The following is a 15,192-nucleotide window of genomic DNA, read 5'->3' on the forward strand; positions in this document are numbered from 1 at the left end:
GCCAAGTAGCGAGATTAATGCTAAAACGCGGAGATATCCATGAGTAGTAAAGAACAGAAAACACCAAACGAGCAAGTCTCGGAAGAAATGGAAAATGCAGCAGAGCAGCAAGTGGAAGCGACACAAGAGACGGGTGAAGGTGTAGATCCGCGTGTTGCCGAGCTTGAAGCGCAGTTGGCTGCAGCTGTACAGCGTGAGCGCGAAAGCTTGCTACGCGCCAAGGCTGAAGTTGAGAATATCCGTCGTCGTACCGAACAGGATGTTGAAAAAGCGCATAAATTTGCGTTAGAAAAATTTTCAGCTGAATTATTACCTGTGATTGACAATCTGGAGCGTGCGCTGGATACAGCTGATAAAACCAATGCTGAATTGACAGCAATGATCGAAGGCGTCGAACTGACCCTAAAATCATTGCTTGATGCTGTCGGTAAATACGGTATCCAAGTTGTCAGTGAAACTAACGTGCCGTTTAACCCTGAAGTTCATCAGGCGATGACGATGCTTGAATCAGCGGATCACGAGCCAAATCACGTCATGATGGTGATGCAAAAAGGCTATACGCTGAATGGCCGTTTGTTACGTCCGGCGATGGTCGCGGTATCTAAAGCGAAAGCTTAAGGTGTCCTGATGTGGAAAGGCACCTTTGCGGGTGCCTTTTTTGTTTGTTTTCTTCAGTAAATGACGTTTTATTCAGCTGTTGGCAATTTAGGTTGCCAGTCAATCGGTTGCTGACCCTGCTGCTGCAAGAGTTGGTTCGCTTGTGAGAAGTGCTTACAACCAAGAAAACCGCGATGTGCGGAGAGCGGTGATGGATGTGGGGCTTTTAAAATAAAGTGGCGCTGGGTATCAATGATACGGCCCTTTTTCTGAGCATGTGCTCCCCACAACATAAAAATCACACCATCACGATGTTCATTCAGTGCTGCAATGACTTTATCGGTAAAGGTTTCCCAGCCAAGGTTGGCATGTGAGTGCGCGTTACCTGCTTCGACAGTCAGTACGGTATTGAGCAGCAATACACCTTGCTCGGCCCAGCTTTGTAAGAAGCCATGATTGGGGCGTTGGAAGCCGGGAATATCGGTAGCCAGCTCTTTGTAGATATTGACCAAAGAGGGCGGTGCTGGGACACCTGGCAAGACAGAAAATGATAACCCATGAGCCTGATTAGGGCCGTGGTAAGGGTCTTGGCCCAAAATAACCACTTTGACCTGATCCAATTCGGTCAGGCGAAAAGCATTAAATACATCGTGTTGTGCCGGATAAATGGTTTTGCCAGCATTGCGCTCTGCTGCCACATAGGCCAGCGTATCTTTAAAGTAAGGTTGTTCTTTTTCCTGGCCGATCACATCGTGCCAGGTAAGGGAGGCGGACATAAACACTCTCCTTGGTTTCTGTAAGATATTGATGTGCTCTAGCTTACCGGTTCAAACCTGTGAGTGAAACCGCTAAACCTAAGTCTGTGACGTAGTGATGTTTTTTTGACCATTCCATGTAAAAAATGTTGAAAATTTACAAAAATAATTGCTCTGGACCAGATTGATAAAATTGATATAAAACATAAATTTGCCAGTGACATGATTGCCGTGGTGGCCGAAAGATTGATTTAAGTCAAAGAATTGCAGCGGTCTGACTGGTATATAGAACAATAAGACAACAATGGTTTTACCAAATAACCAAGATAGTTTCTCCCCCTTGGAATTTATAGCCGTATTACGGAGGCACCAAATGATTACTGGTATTCAAATTACTAAAGCTAACAATGAAGCCTTGCTGAACTCTTTCTGGCTGCTGGATGATGAAAAAGCTGAGCTACGCTGTGTTTGCGCGAAAGCTGGTTATGCAGAAGATCAAATTGTTCCGGCAAGTGAGTTAGGCCAGATCGAATATCGTGAAATTCCGTTGGAAGTACAACCAACGGTACGTGTTGAAGGTGGTCAGCATTTGAACGTAAACGTTCTGCGCCGCGAAACACTGGAAGATGCAGTCAAGCATCCAGAAAAATATCCTCAGTTGACGATTCGTGTATCTGGCTACGCCGTACGTTTCAACTCACTGACACCAGAACAACAACGTGATGTGATTACTCGTACTTTCACTGAAAGCCTGTAATTTTTGTCATAATAATTAAGTCTCAAATTCTGAAGGGAGCCTCTGTGGCTCCCTTTTTTGTTCCTGTGATTTGTTTATCGAGAAGTTAGACTGAGATCACAATATTCAATTTATATAAATAAATCTTACCATTTTCATTTAAGAACTCATCCGATGTGTCGATAGATAAAGTTATTGAGGTTGACTCAATATTGGGATTACCTATCGACAAGGAGTTGGCATGAGTATATCTGTTAGTTTAGCCCGACCTGTTCCATTAGCAGGGTTGATGAACCAGGCGCAACCAATAGAGCAGGTCAAGAAAGAGAACGCTACTCCTGTTGGGTCTCCGGACCAGCATCAAAAAGAACCCCCCCTCCTAACTCCCACTCAGGCAGGTAATGATGTTTATTACAGCATGCTGGCCAGCCTTGGAATATCACGTAGTGAACGTGTTTTAGCTGCCAGCGACAATGTACCTATATCAAGTGGACAAGGATCACAGCAAGCGGACTATTCATTAGCATTACTCGCGAAAGATGTTTACGCTCCAGCTGCGGGAAGCGTCGGCGGATTTACACGGTTGGGTGATGCCGCGTTGCTTTCGGCTGGGATAGACCCGGCGAGCCTATCTGATACAGCTTCAGGGTTTCAGGCTGGGATTTACAGTGATAACCAACAGTATGTCCTCTCTTTCGCGGGTACCAATGATATTCAGGATTGGTTAAGTAATATCCGGCAAGCAACAGGTTATGAGGATGTTCAATATAATCAGGCTGTTGCTCTGGGAAAAACAGCTAAAATGGCATTTGGTGATGCACTGGTCATTACCGGCCATTCATTAGGCGGTGGGCTGGCAGCCACGGCTGCATTAGCTAGCGGGACTTTTGCTGTAACATTTAATGCCGCCGGTGTTTCTGACCACACATTAAATCGTTTGGGCATGAACCCTGCTCAGGCGCGGCAGTCGGCGGAGGGTGGTGGCATACGACGTTATAGTGAGCAACATGACTTATTGACGGATACTCAGGAGTCAACCTCACTCATTCCTGATGCAATTGGCCATAAGATCACATTGGCTAATAGCGATAAACTGGCGGGGCTAAATGACTGGCTGCCACACAAACACCTCGAACGTAGCCTTGCGGCGCATGGTATTGATAAAGTGCTCAGTTCCATGAATGAACAACAACCTTGGGAGCGGCAGTATGCCTGAATCAACACTGGCAATGAGAGTGAAACGCCATTTGCGTTACGCTATCTACGGTGTTTTGATGCCATTAATCAGTTTTGAGGGGCAGGCAATGACAGAGATTAATATCGCGTTTACCGATCCGCTGGTCATGCCAATTGCAGATGCGATTGTTCATGGCAATGTGAAGCAGATCCATCAGTTAGCCACTAAATCATTGCTACAACAGCAAGGTGAGCAGGCCGTGACACTTATGCAGTGGGCTATCCTCAATCAACAACCTGAAAGTTTGGCGGCATTGTTGCAAGAACATGCAGATCCTTTTCAGCCCGGAATGCAGGGTGATACCGCCTGGCACACAGCTGCCACTGTGCAAGATGCGCATTACATGCAAATTTTGCTTAAAAACAATATTCGGCCTGATGCCAGAAATAGTGTGACACTCGCAACGCCTTTAGCGGCTGCTATCATGGCAGGGCGCGAGATCCAGGTGATCCTGTTGTTGGTCGCTGGTGTTGATCCGAATATTGCCGATCGTGTGGGTGATACGCCGTTACATTTAGCAGGTAAAAGTAATGCGCCGGATTTAGCTTTGCGTTTGCTCAAAGCTGGTGCTGACCCTGAAGCCCGTAATAAGCAGGGCGCGACATTCCAACAGTATTTAGCGATGACGCCGCTGAACATCCAAAGTGCTGAAATGCAGCAAAAATATCAGCAATTGAATATTTGGCTTCGTGGTAAAAAACTTGCAGAGGTTTACCAGCAATAGTGTTTGAACGGCTTGTTTTAGGCTGAAATACCCAAAAGTAGTACTTCACTGTAAAATCAGGTTCTGTAGTTTGAATCCGTTTGATAACAAATAAAAAAGCCGCTGTTTATAAGCGGCTTTTTTGTCAGGGTGCAGAATTAACTCGCACTCTTGGTATCGGGCTTGTCCTTTGGCTTACGGCGCTTACCCACATTCTTAGCATCACGATGGCGAACCTTAACCTTCGTTTTCTCTTTACCGGCTTCTTTTAGCTCTTTACGCTTCGCTAAAACTTTTTTAGACGGTTTACCTGTGCTTTTCTCGCTCGGCGCTTTACTGGTTGGTCGCAGCTCATCAATCACTCGTGGCTTTAATGGCTCTTTCAGATAACGACCTATTCTGCCCAGCAATAAATGGTCATGCGCTTCAACCAGAGAAATAGCAACCCCTTTACGCCCTGCGCGGCCAGTACGACCGATACGGTGAAGATAGACGTCAGCAGTCAGCGGTAAATCAAAGTTGAACACGTGGCTGATATCGTCGATATCCAGACCGCGCGAAGCCACATCCGTTGCAACCAGAACGTTAACCCGACCATCGCTTAAACGAATCACGGCTTCGGTACGTTTGGCCTGAACCATTTCACCCTCAAGGAACCAGGCATTAATTCCAGCTTCGCGTAACCAACTGACCAGTTGATGTACCTTTTCACGGGTACGCACAAAAATAATGGATTTCTGTACTTCTGGTTGCTTCAGTAAATGCACCAGCAAGGCAGTTTTGTGCTCAATATTGTCTGCGCGGTAATACCATTGCTGAATTTTTTTACGTTCACGGCGTGATGGGTCAGCTTCCAACTCTACCGGCTCAGTCAGGATGCGCTCCGCAAACTCACGGATAGCTTCACCTTCTAGCGTGGCCGAGAAAAGTAAGGTCTGTTTGCGCCAGCGGGTTTCTGCCGAGATAGTTTCAATATCCTGTGCGAAGCCCATATCAAGCATACGGTCAGCTTCGTCCAGAATCAGGGTTTCTACCGCCCGACAGTCAAAGTTTTCTTCTTTGATGTATTGCAGTAAGCGGCCGGTTGTCGCCACTACAATATCCTGATTCTCACTAAAGACTTCCGCGTGGTTCATATAAGCGACACCACCAGTGATGGTCGCGATATCCAGTTGGGTATGCTTGGCAAGCTCACGGGCTTGATCTGCCACTTGCATGGCTAACTCACGAGTTGGCGTCAGGATCAAAATCCGTGGTGGGCCAGATTTTTTGCGTGGGAAATCCAGCAAATGCTGCAAGGCGGGCAGCAAAAAGGCGGCAGTTTTGCCGGTACCTGTTGGTGCCGAACCCAATACATCGCGCCCATCCATAGCTGGCGGAATAGCCGCAGCTTGAATGGCAGTCGGGCGCTCATAGCCTTTGTCGCGCAATGCGTCAATCAGGCGTTCATCGAGATCGAGTTCGGAAAAATTGGTTACAGTCATGGTCTTCCTCTACTTGGGGCGCCGATTATAGACGGGTTAGCCGAATTCTTCACCTGTTTAAGCGGTAATGATGTCTTTTCCCTTCAATCATATTGTCCTATGCTACGCCGGTTATAGATTCTGGTGACTAATGTGGGCGAGCAATTGAAAAAAAAACCGATGTTACGCGGTGGTGGTTTTACTTTTAAACAATTCTTTGTGGCACATGATCGCTGCGCGATGAAAGTGGGCACAGATGGTGTCCTACTTGGTGCTTGGGCACCGGTAGAAAAAGCGCGCAAAGTGCTGGATATTGGCTGCGGCAGCGGGCTTATTGCTTTGATGATTGCCCAGCGTTCGACACCCGAGGTCATGATTGATGGTGTAGAGCTAGAGCCAGGGGCGGCGGCGCAAGCAAGCAGCAATGTAGCACAATCGCCGTGGGCGGATCGTACTCATATTTATCAGCAAGATGTGCACCAGTTCGCTGAAAACCATCTTCATCAGTATGACCTGATTGTCAGTAACCCACCTTATTTTGCTCCGGCGGTCGCCTGTCGCGATGAAGCTCGGGATACTGCACGTTACACCGGCTCCTTAACTCACGATGCTTTACTGAATTGCGCGGAGAAGCTTATCACAGAGAACGGTGTTTTTTGTGTGGTTTTACCCCACGATTTGGGGGAAGAACTTTCCCGTCTTGCCGTACAACAAAATTGGTTTATTCGTTGTCAGGTTGATATCAGAGATCGCCCCGGCAAGCCATTACATCGCATGCTGCTAACGCTATCACGCCAGGCTGGTGAGACTGAATTCCAGCAACTGGATTTACGTCAATCGGAAGGGGTGTATTCACCGGAATTCTGCGCATTAATCAGCGATTTTTATTTAAACTACTAGCGGGTTATTAAAACGAGAGAAAAGAGGAAGTAGGGCGCGATACTTTGTGTTTACAAAATACGGTGTTCACAAAATATGGTACTCACAAAAATATGTGCGCCCTGAATGGTATTATGGATGGAGAATGGTCGGTTTTGGATTCTCAAGTTGCTCTGGATAGTCAAGGGTGTAATGCAACCCGCGACTCTCTTTGCGATCCATGGCGCAACGCACGATTAGCTCAGCAACTTGTACCAGATTGCGCAATTCCAGCAGATTATTCGAGATACGGAAATTGGCATAATATTCATCAATTTCCTGCTGTAATGTTGTTATGCGGCGTAAGGCCCGCTCTAAGCGTTTGGTCGTACGGACAATGCCGACGTAATCCCACATAAATAAGCGTAATTCGTGCCAGTTATGTTGGATGACAACACGTTCATCGGAGTTATCAACACGGCTTTCGTCCCAGTCTGGCAAATGCGGAGCCAGCTTGGCCGTCGGTAAACGCAAAAGAATATCTTCGGCCGCAGACCAGCCATAGACCAGGCATTCAAGCAACGAGTTAGACGCCATGCGGTTAGCGCCATGTAAGCCGGTATAGCTGACTTCGCCAATTGCATATAACCCGTCCAGATCCGTGCGACCGTGTTGATCGACCATCACGCCGCCGCAGGTATAATGTGCGGCTGGAACGATTGGAATGGCTTCTTTAGTTAGGTCTATACCCAATGACAGCAGTTTTTCGTAGATCATCGGGAAGTGCTGCATCACGAAATCGGTGGGTTTATGGCTGATATCGAGGTACATACAATCCGCGCCAAGGCGTTTCATTTCGTGGTCGATGGCGCGCGCGACGATATCTCGTGGTGCGAGTTCGCCTCGGGCATCAAAATCGAGCATGAAACGGCTGCCATCTGGGCGTTTTAGGTAGGCACCTTCGCCACGTAAGGCTTCGGTCAGTAAAAAGTTGCGAGCTTGCGGATGGAACAGGCAAGTAGGATGGAACTGGTTAAATTCCAGATTAGCAACCCGGCAACCAGCACGCCATGCCATGGCAATGCCATCACCGGAGGATATGTCCGGGTTAGTGGTGTATTGATAAACTTTTGCGGCACCGCCTGTCGCTAACACGACAGATTTGGCACGAAAAGTCTCAACTTTCTCTAATTCACGGTTCCAGATATAAGCGCCAACGACACGTTTTGTCCCCGGCAGACCAATTTTATTAGACGTGATAAGATCGACTGCATTGCAGCGCTCTTTAACTAAAATGTTCGGATGAGCCCTTGCTTTGCCCACCAGGGTGGTCTCTACTTCTTTACCTGTAGCATCCGCGGTATGTAGTATACGGCGATGGCTATGGCCACCTTCTCGGGTAAGGTGATAACGTTCTTCGCCGCTGGCATTGGTTTCGGTATCAAAAAGAACACCTTGATCAATAAGCCATTGCACACAAGAGCGGGCGTTGCTGGCGATAAACTCGACGGCTTCTTTGTCGCAAAGCCCGGCCCCGGCAATCAGAGTGTCATCGACATGTGAACTGATGCTGTCAGTTTCATCAAAAACGGCAGCAATACCTCCTTGAGCATAAAAAGTGGCACCTTCATTAAGTGGTCCTTTGCTCAGAACGGTGACTTTACAATGTGGCGCGAGACGCAATGCCAGTGACAAACCGGCAGCGCCACTCCCGATGATCAATACATCGCTTACGTGTTCAGATGATGATTGCATATCGTATGATGTGTGCAGAAGAAGAGTGAAATTCATGTTAGCCTATCTGCCAGAGCAAAAGCTATGGCTATAAGATGTCTAAAGAATATTCAGACAAATAATCTGGCAACATGGAACTTTGCAACTTTTATAAACTCCAAGCGTGTGCTTGCTCAGGAAAATAAAGATATGGCTGGCAGTACTACTTTTAGCGTGGGGATAGATTTCGGGAGAGTTCACCTCGGATGAGCGAGCAGTTAACGGATCAGATGCTGGTTGAACGGGTCCAGAAAGGTGATCAGCAATCGTTCAATTTACTGGTAATTCGATACCAGCATAAGGTTGCGAGCCTCGTATCCCGATACGTGCCTCAGGGCGATGTCCCTGATGTAGTTCAAGAATCTTTTATTAAGGCCTATCGCGCCCTGGAATCGTTTCGTGGTGACAGTGCCTTTTATACCTGGCTGTACCGTATTGCTGTTAATACGGCGAAAAATTATTTAGTCGCTCAGGGGCGGCGTCCACCATCCAGTGATGTGGATGCAAATGATGCTGAAAATTACGAAAATGCAGGTGCATTGAAAGAAATATCGAACCCTGAGAACTTAATGTTGTCAGAAGAATTGAGGCAGATAGTTTTTAAAACCATAGAGTCACTTCCTGAAGATCTCCGGATGGCGATTACACTCAGGGAGTTAGATGGTCTAAGCTATGAAGAGATAGCTGTTATTATGGACTGTCCGGTAGGTACTGTTCGTTCCCGTATCTTCCGTGCCAGAGAGGCTATCGATAATAAAGTTCAGCCGCTGATTCAGCGATAAGCGGACAAACAAAGGGTATTTGGCATGCAGAAAGAAAAGCTTTCCGCTCTGATGGACGGAGAAACTCTTGATAGTGAGCTGATAGGTTCTTTATCTAAAGATAAAGCGCTACAGCAAAGCTGGCAGAGCTATCATTTAATCCGTGATACCCTGCGGGGGGACGTTGGTGAAGTCTTGCATCTGGATATCGCCAGCCGTGTCGCAGAGGCGCTCAAAAATGAGCCTGCTCGTTTTGTTCCTATTGCTGTGCCTGAATCTCAGCCGCAACCTCATGTCTGGCAGAAAATGCCTTTCTGGCAAAAAGTTCGCCCATGGGCTAGCCAGATTACTCAAGTTGGGGTTGCTGCGTGTGTTTCGCTTGCCGTTATTGTGGGCGTTCAGCAGTATAACCAACCGGCATCTGGTAACTTACAGCCAGAAGCACCGGCTTTTAATACATTGCCGATGATGGGTAAAGCATCACCTGTCAGCTTTGGTGTGCCTGCTGATGGTTCTTTCGGAACGTCTCAGCAGCATCAAGTTCAAGAGCAACGTCGCCGCGTTAATATGATGACGCAATTGCAAGATTTTGAATTGCAACGTCGTTTGCCACAAACTGATGTATCGCAGGTGCCTTCAGCATCTACACAAGCCGCTATTCAGGTCCCTGGAACTCAGTCCTTAGGAATGCAGCAGCAGTAATGAAGCAACTTTGGTTCTCCGTCTGTTTAATGGCGGGCAGCCTGTTCATGCCAACAATTGCTGCGGCGGAAACAGCGCCGATAGCAATGTTGCAGGACATGAGCGCTGCCAGCCAATCGCTCAATTATGAGTTATCGTACATAAACGTTAACAAGCAAGGGATCGATTCTCTTCGCTATCGCCATGCCATCCTGGATAAAAAAACGCTAGCGCAATTACTGCGTATGGATGGCCCGCGTACCGAGATCATACAGCGTGGTGACGAGATTAGTTATTTCGAGCCAGGGTTTGACTCTTTCACGTTGAGCGGTGAGCATATTGTTGATGCTTTACCTTCTGTTGTATTTCCCGATTTTGAAAAACTATCAAAATATTATAACTATATTGCACTAGGCCGCGCCCGCATTGCCGATAGGCCATGCCAGGTAATTCGTGTAGTTGCCCGTGATAGTACGCGATATAGCTATATTATTTGGATGGATGAGACAACAAAACTACCGATGCGGGTAGATCTGTTGGATCGTGATGGTGAAACACTTGAGCAATTTCGTGTGGTTTCTTTTGCTGTCGGTGAGCCGATTCAGGAGATTTTGCGAGGAGTATTAAAGCTGTCTCTGCCGCCGTTGCTTGCTTTGCCAGCAAAAAACAAGGTGGATTTCGCTTGGGCTCCGCGTTGGTTACCTGAGGGGGTTACTGAGGTTTCGCGTAGTCGCCGCACATTGCCTAATATGGATACACCAACTGAATCACGGCTCTACTCTGATGGTTTGTTTAGCTTTTCAGTTAATGTGAATCCTGCTGGCAAAGATGCGCCTTCCGAACAATCACTGCGCCAAGGACGCCGCACGGTTCATACAGAAGCACGTAATAATGTAGAAATCACCGTAGTCGGTGAGTTGCCCCCTTCAACAGCTAAGCGTATTGCCGATAGTATCGTTTTGGAGTCTGCAAAATGATGAAGGAATGGGCAACAGTTATCTCATGGCAAAATGGGGTAGCACTTTTACGTTGTGAACCCCATTCTGGTTGTGGAAGCTGTAATGCTCGTACTGGATGTGGTAGCCATCTCTTAAATGAATTGGGGCCAGAGTCGGAACACCAATTAAGAATAACAATTTCGCAACCACTTGAACCTGGACAAAAGGTTGAGGTTGGGATCAGTGAGGGTAGCTTATTGCGTTCTGCTGCTTTGGTTTATTTGACCCCATTAGTCGGATTAATTGCGGGTGGTACTTTGTTTCAAGCCTTATTTATTACTGATGCCTTTACCGCTCTGGGTGCTATTTTGGGGGCAGGTTTTGGATTTTTATTAGCCAAGGTGATAGCGAGTAAGATTGAGGGGAAAAGCGATTATCAACCCACGGTTTTGCAGGTTGGTTTACCGCCGGCAGCTATACGTATCCAGCAAGAGTAATTATTCATTTTTTATTAACCATAATAGGCTGGTATTCGGTTTTGTATCATGTGTTCCAGCAGGGCAATAAAAAGATCAGCACTTATAAGAGATGAGTAGTCTATTGAAAACAGTACGTTACCTTTCGCATCAAATAATCGTATTTTGTCATGGTGTGCTTCACGCAAGGTTTCTATACGCTGTATATCTTCAATATTAATAGTACCTTTTGTTGTCACTAATGAGTGCGCACTAAGTGAAAGTGGGATGGTATCTATTTGTGTTTTCTTTATCTTAATGAAATTAAATATTAGTGACTTTAACCAAATGTCATTTCCCCGTACGATATCAAATACGATTGTTTTACCTCGTGATAATCCATTTAAACTTGTTAATCCAACATTCATAACCTGCTGATGGATTATAGTATTTATGAGAGGGTATGCGTTGGTGATATTATTAATGATAATATTCCAAGGCTGATTTTTTGATGTGCGGAATGCCATGGCATTAATTTTTCCATTGGGGTTTATTCCTGCATGATATTTATAAATATATTCTATCTTATTAAATGATATGAAATAAACGTTTCCAGTATGATGATTAAAAACACGCACGCCTTTTTCATAAAGGAAATAGGTAAATATCGGATTATCATATTGGCGCGAGTATAGCAGTAAACTCAGTGATATACCGGCAATAGCAACGCATAAAATTGAAAGAATAGAGGGTGTTGAAAAAACAGCGGTTGTTAGTGATAAACTAATTATTACGAAGCTTAATCCTAATAAAAATATTATTATACCAATGGTTAGTCTTGAGTTTTTAGTTCTTAACTCATGGCGGCTAAGTATTTTTCCTTCGTCAATCATAATATTCTCCTTTCTGCCGCCAAGAGGATATTTCACTTGGTTATTACACAGTCACACTAATACTCTAGGTTATTTATCTATAGGGTAAATGAGCATTTTCCTAAAGTGTTTTAATAAGTATTTATACTGAAGAAATAGAAATGCAGTGAGTCGTTAAATCAGGATTGCATCTTGACTATAGCGGTCAACAGAAAGGTGCTGGCACCTTTTAACAGCATAAATCAGGTAACAAGCTAAGTGTGATGCCTTTCACGAGGCTGACTTACAGTGTAAGATGCGTGCATATTTATGTGGGTAGTTTTGGGTTTGAGTCCATCGCTGTGTCCACCAATAATTAATTAAAGACAACGACTAGAGAAAAATTCATATAAATGAAGCACATAAGAAACTTTTCTATTATTGCCCATATTGACCACGGTAAGTCGACACTGTCGGATCGCATTATCCAGATTTGTGGTGGTTTATCTGAGCGTGAAATGGCGGCTCAAGTACTGGATTCCATGGATCTGGAGCGTGAGCGTGGTATTACCATCAAGGCACAAAGCGTGACACTTGATTATCACGCGAAAGATGGTCAAACCTATCAACTCAACTTTATCGATACCCCTGGTCACGTTGACTTCTCTTATGAAGTTTCCCGCTCTTTGGCGGCTTGTGAAGGGGCTTTATTGGTCGTTGATGCAGGGCAGGGCGTTGAGGCTCAGACGCTGGCAAACTGCTATACCGCCATGGAAATGAATCTGGAAGTAGTTCCAGTTCTGAATAAAATCGACTTACCTGCTGCTGATCCTGAGCGTGTTGCTGAAGAAATTGAAGACATTGTCGGTATTGATGCAACTGATGCTGTTCGTTGCTCGGCAAAAACCGGCGTAGGTGTACCTGATATCCTTGAGCGGCTGGTGCGCGATATTCCGCCGCCTCAGGGCGATCCAGACGGCCCATTGCAGGCGCTGATTATTGACTCCTGGTTTGATAACTATCTGGGTGTAGTGTCATTAATCCGTATCAAGAATGGTTCGTTGCGAAAAGGCGATAAAGTTAAGGTCATGAGTACAGGCCAGAGCTACAACGCCGACCGTTTGGGTATCTTTACGCCAAAACGTGTTGATCGTGACGTGCTGAGTTGCGGTGAAGTAGGCTGGTTGGTTTGTGCGATAAAAGACATTCTTGGCGCGCCAGTCGGCGATACGTTGACATTGGCTCGTAACCCGGCTGAAAAATCATTACCTGGTTTTAAGAAAGTCAAACCACAGGTTTATGCTGGTCTGTTCCCGATTAGCTCCGATGACTATGAAGCTTTCCGCGACGCATTGGGCAAGTTGAGTCTGAATGACGCCTCCTTGTTCTATGAGCCAGAAAGTTCAACTGCATTGGGCTTTGGTTTCCGCTGTGGCTTCCTTGGTTTGCTGCATATGGAAATCATCCAGGAGCGTTTGGAGCGCGAGTACGATCTGGAACTTATCACGACGGCACCAACGGTGGTGTACGAAGTGATTACTACTGCTCAGGAAACGGTCTATGTTGATAGCCCTTCCAAGCTGCCTGCTCTGAATAATATTGAAGAACTGCGCGAACCTATTGCTGAATGTCATATGCTGTTGCCACAGGAATACTTGGGTAACGTCATTACATTGTGTATTGAAAAACGCGGTATGCAGACCAACATGGTTTACCACGGTAACCAAGTGGCACTGACCTATGAAATTCCAATGGCTGAAGTGGTACTCGACTTCTTCGATCGCTTGAAATCGACCTCTCGTGGTTATGCATCATTGGATTACAATTTTAAACGTTTCCAGACTTCCGACATGGTGCGTGTTGATGTATTAATCAACAATGAGCGTGTTGATGCTTTAGCGCTCATCACTCACCGTGATAACGCACAGTATCGTGGCCGTGATCTGGTTGAGAAAATGAAAGAACTGATCCCGCGTCAGCAATTTGATATTGCGATTCAGGCCGCGATCGGTAACCACATCATTGCTCGTTCGACTGTGAAACAGCTGCGTAAAAACGTACTGGCGAAGTGTTATGGCGGGGACGTTAGCCGTAAGAAGAAACTTCTGCAGAAACAGAAAGATGGTAAAAAACGTATGAAGCAGGTCGGTAACGTTGAATTACCGCAAGAGGCTTTCCTGGCTATTCTGCACGTCGGAAAAGACAGTAAATAAGGAGTTTTGATGGCTAACATGTTTGCCTTGATTTTAGCAATAGCAACGCTAGTGACAGGGATTATCTGGTGCTTCGAGCGATTCAAATGGGGGCCGGCCCGTCAGGCAAAAATTGCGGCTGTTAATGCGCAAACTGCGGCTATCAAGGCGCAAACCGGGAGTGCTGTTGATAACAAGACTCTTGCTCCGGCGGCAAAACAGCCGGGCTGGATAGAAACTTGTGCTTCAGTCTTCCCGGTGTTAGCTCTGGTATTTATCGTGCGTTCGTTTATTTACGAACCCTTCCAGATTCCTTCTGGTTCGATGATGCCCACGTTGTTGATCGGTGATTTTATTCTGGTAGAGAAATTTGCTTACGGTATTAAAGACCCAATTACTCAAACTACGCTGATTCCTACCGGGCATCCAAAACGCGGTGATATTGCCGTGTTTAAATACCCGTTAGACCCTCGTTTGGACTATATCAAGCGCGTGGTGGGTTTACCGGGTGACCGCGTAAGTTATAATCCAATCAGTAAAGAAGTAACGGTTCAGCCAGCATGTAATACCGGCGCTTCTTGTGATAGCGCATTGCCGATTACTTACAGTGCATCTGAGCCTAGCGATTTTGTGCAAACATTCCGTTATAGCGGTAATGGTGAGGCTTCTGCCGGTTTCTTCCAAATTCCGCTAAATCAGGCTGTACCTGATGGTGGTGTGCGTTTGAGAGAGCGTACCGAAACCCTCGGCCCGGTTGCACACCAGATTTTGACCGTTCCTGGGCGCCAGGAGCAGTTAGGTGCTTATTATCAACAACCTAATCAGCCATTAGGTGTATGGGTTGTTCCAGAAGGTCATTACTTTATGATGGGTGATAACCGGGATAATAGCGCAGATAGCCGTTACTGGGGTTTTGTGCCAGAACGTAATCTGGTCGGCAAAGCTACTGCTATTTGGATGAGTTTTGAAAAGCAAGAAGGTGAGTGGCCGACGGGTGTGCGTTTAAGTCGTATTGGTGGAATACATTAATACTGGCTCTACCTTGAGTCATCGGGGTGACAGCGGCACTGAATACCGCTGTCACTTCAAGCCCGCAGGGTATTTAAACGCAGCATTATATTTCCACTCGTTGTAGAATAACCTTTCGAGCGATAAAAGTTGGCTCTTTTATGGGGGCCACTGCAAACGAAAC

15 protein-coding genes are annotated in these 15,192 nt (G+C 46.2%); 11 read left to right on the forward strand and 4 right to left on the reverse strand.

Annotated elements, in window-relative coordinates; genetic code table 11:
• The first annotated feature begins 39 nt into the window (after positions 1-39).
• The gene (grpE, locus tag QSV56_RS11240) at positions 40-618 is read left to right on the forward strand and encodes a nucleotide exchange factor GrpE (protein ID WP_019081867.1); all 579 of its coding nucleotides are present in this window, start codon (positions 40-42) and stop codon (positions 616-618) included.
• Between the two features lie 68 nt (positions 619-686).
• Here the strand turns inward: grpE and ung are convergent, their stop codons facing one another.
• Positions 687-1,373, reverse strand: a complete 687-nt coding sequence (gene ung, locus QSV56_RS11245) for a uracil-DNA glycosylase (protein ID WP_019081866.1) — start codon at positions 1,371-1,373, stop codon at positions 687-689.
• A gap of 352 nt (positions 1,374-1,725) precedes the next feature.
• Here ung and grcA point away from each other — a divergent pair, with 352 nt between their 5' ends.
• The 3 genes from grcA to QSV56_RS11260 all read left to right on the forward strand — a co-directional run bounded on the left by grcA (position 1,726) and on the right by QSV56_RS11260 (position 4,049).
• Positions 1,726-2,109, forward strand: coding sequence for an autonomous glycyl radical cofactor GrcA (gene grcA / locus QSV56_RS11250; RefSeq protein WP_005166327.1), 384 nt, complete (start codon positions 1,726-1,728; stop codon positions 2,107-2,109).
• A gap of 220 nt (positions 2,110-2,329) precedes the next feature.
• Entirely contained in the window at positions 2,330-3,304 is a 975-nt protein-coding gene (locus QSV56_RS11255; RefSeq protein WP_019083737.1) for a DUF2974 domain-containing protein, read from the forward strand.
• An 88-nt stretch (positions 3,305-3,392) separates the two neighbouring features.
• Complete coding sequence (locus QSV56_RS11260) at positions 3,393-4,049, forward strand: ankyrin repeat domain-containing protein (RefSeq protein WP_026018103.1); 657 nt, start codon at positions 3,393-3,395, stop codon at positions 4,047-4,049.
• Positions 4,050-4,186: 137 nt separating this feature from the next.
• Here QSV56_RS11260 and srmB read toward each other — a convergent pair whose 3' ends face one another.
• Entirely contained in the window at positions 4,187-5,512 is a 1,326-nt protein-coding gene (srmB, locus tag QSV56_RS11265) for an ATP-dependent RNA helicase SrmB (RefSeq protein ID WP_019081863.1), read from the reverse strand.
• A 132-nt stretch (positions 5,513-5,644) separates the two neighbouring features.
• Here srmB and QSV56_RS11270 point away from each other — a divergent pair, with 132 nt between their 5' ends.
• A complete protein-coding gene (locus tag QSV56_RS11270; protein WP_046694673.1) occupies positions 5,645-6,391 on the forward strand; it encodes a tRNA1(Val) (adenine(37)-N6)-methyltransferase in 747 nt (248 codons plus the stop codon).
• A gap of 111 nt (positions 6,392-6,502) precedes the next feature.
• On the opposite strand, the gene nadB is transcribed toward QSV56_RS11270, so the two are convergent.
• A complete protein-coding gene (nadB, locus tag QSV56_RS11275) occupies positions 6,503-8,104 on the reverse strand; it encodes an L-aspartate oxidase (RefSeq protein ID WP_005159392.1) in 1,602 nt (533 codons plus the stop codon).
• 224 nt (positions 8,105-8,328) lie between these two features.
• Here nadB and rpoE point away from each other — a divergent pair, with 224 nt between their 5' ends.
• From rpoE to rseC, 4 genes are read left to right on the forward strand one after another with little or no spacing between them, the layout of a single operon-like run.
• Positions 8,329-8,904 (forward strand): RNA polymerase sigma factor RpoE, encoded by a 576-nt coding sequence (rpoE, locus tag QSV56_RS11280; protein ID WP_005159396.1) that lies wholly within the window; start codon positions 8,329-8,331, stop codon positions 8,902-8,904.
• A gap of 24 nt (positions 8,905-8,928) precedes the next feature.
• Positions 8,929-9,585 carry an anti-sigma-E factor RseA gene (gene rseA, locus QSV56_RS11285; protein WP_005172760.1) on the forward strand — a complete coding sequence of 219 codons (657 nt, stop codon included), beginning with the start codon at positions 8,929-8,931 and terminating at the stop codon, positions 9,583-9,585.
• Positions 9,585-10,541, forward strand: a complete 957-nt coding sequence (gene rseB / locus QSV56_RS11290) for a sigma-E factor regulatory protein RseB (RefSeq protein ID WP_050129764.1) — start codon at positions 9,585-9,587, stop codon at positions 10,539-10,541. The genes rseA and rseB overlap by 1 nt, the downstream gene beginning before the upstream one ends.
• Positions 10,538-10,999 (forward strand): SoxR-reducing system protein RseC, encoded by a 462-nt coding sequence (gene rseC / locus QSV56_RS11295; protein ID WP_019081859.1) that lies wholly within the window; start codon positions 10,538-10,540, stop codon positions 10,997-10,999. Before rseB ends, rseC begins: the two co-directional genes overlap by 4 nt.
• 14 nt (positions 11,000-11,013) lie before the next feature.
• Here the strand turns inward: rseC and QSV56_RS11300 are convergent, their stop codons facing one another.
• Positions 11,014-11,850 carry a hypothetical protein gene (locus QSV56_RS11300; RefSeq protein WP_046694674.1) on the reverse strand — a complete coding sequence of 279 codons (837 nt, stop codon included), beginning with the start codon at positions 11,848-11,850 and terminating at the stop codon, positions 11,014-11,016.
• Between the two features lie 371 nt (positions 11,851-12,221).
• Between QSV56_RS11300 and lepA the strand changes: the two genes are divergently transcribed.
• Both lepA and lepB read left to right on the forward strand, forming a co-directional pair.
• Entirely contained in the window at positions 12,222-14,021 is a 1,800-nt protein-coding gene (gene lepA / locus QSV56_RS11305; protein ID WP_005172749.1) for a translation elongation factor 4, read from the forward strand.
• Between the two features lie 9 nt (positions 14,022-14,030).
• Positions 14,031-15,029: a signal peptidase I gene (gene lepB / locus QSV56_RS11310; RefSeq protein ID WP_005159411.1), complete on the forward strand. Its 999-nt coding sequence runs from the start codon at positions 14,031-14,033 to the stop codon at positions 15,027-15,029.
• Positions 15,030-15,192: the final 163 nt, after the last annotated feature.

Source organism: Yersinia sp. 22-579, from assembly GCF_030433455.1.
GTDB lineage: Bacteria > Pseudomonadota > Gammaproteobacteria > Enterobacterales > Enterobacteriaceae > Yersinia > Yersinia enterocolitica.

Bases quoted from the DNA above. Each gene is read 5' to 3' on its own strand.
- rpoE (WP_005159396.1), top strand. From the start codon at position 8,329: ATGAGCGAGCAGTTAACGGATCAGATGCTGGTTGAACGGGTCCAGAAA.
- grcA (WP_005166327.1), top strand. From the start codon at position 1,726: ATGATTACTGGTATTCAAATTACTAAAGCTAACAATGAAGCCTTGCTG.
- srmB (WP_019081863.1), bottom strand. From the start codon at position 5,512: ATGACTGTAACCAATTTTTCCGAACTCGATCTCGATGAACGCCTGATT.
- rseB (WP_050129764.1), top strand. From the start codon at position 9,585: ATGAAGCAACTTTGGTTCTCCGTCTGTTTAATGGCGGGCAGCCTGTTC.
- nadB (WP_005159392.1), bottom strand. From the start codon at position 8,104: ATGCAATCATCATCTGAACACGTAAGCGATGTATTGATCATCGGGAGT.
- QSV56_RS11260 (WP_026018103.1), top strand. From the start codon at position 3,393: ATGACAGAGATTAATATCGCGTTTACCGATCCGCTGGTCATGCCAATT.
- lepB (WP_005159411.1), top strand. From the start codon at position 14,031: ATGGCTAACATGTTTGCCTTGATTTTAGCAATAGCAACGCTAGTGACA.
- grpE (WP_019081867.1), top strand. From the start codon at position 40: ATGAGTAGTAAAGAACAGAAAACACCAAACGAGCAAGTCTCGGAAGAA.
- QSV56_RS11300 (WP_046694674.1), bottom strand. From the start codon at position 11,850: ATGATTGACGAAGGAAAAATACTTAGCCGCCATGAGTTAAGAACTAAA.
- ung (WP_019081866.1), bottom strand. From the start codon at position 1,373: ATGTCCGCCTCCCTTACCTGGCACGATGTGATCGGCCAGGAAAAAGAA.
- lepA (WP_005172749.1), top strand. From the start codon at position 12,222: ATGAAGCACATAAGAAACTTTTCTATTATTGCCCATATTGACCACGGT.
- rseA (WP_005172760.1), top strand. From the start codon at position 8,929: ATGCAGAAAGAAAAGCTTTCCGCTCTGATGGACGGAGAAACTCTTGAT.
- QSV56_RS11255 (WP_019083737.1), top strand. From the start codon at position 2,330: ATGAGTATATCTGTTAGTTTAGCCCGACCTGTTCCATTAGCAGGGTTG.
- rseC (WP_019081859.1), top strand. From the start codon at position 10,538: ATGATGAAGGAATGGGCAACAGTTATCTCATGGCAAAATGGGGTAGCA.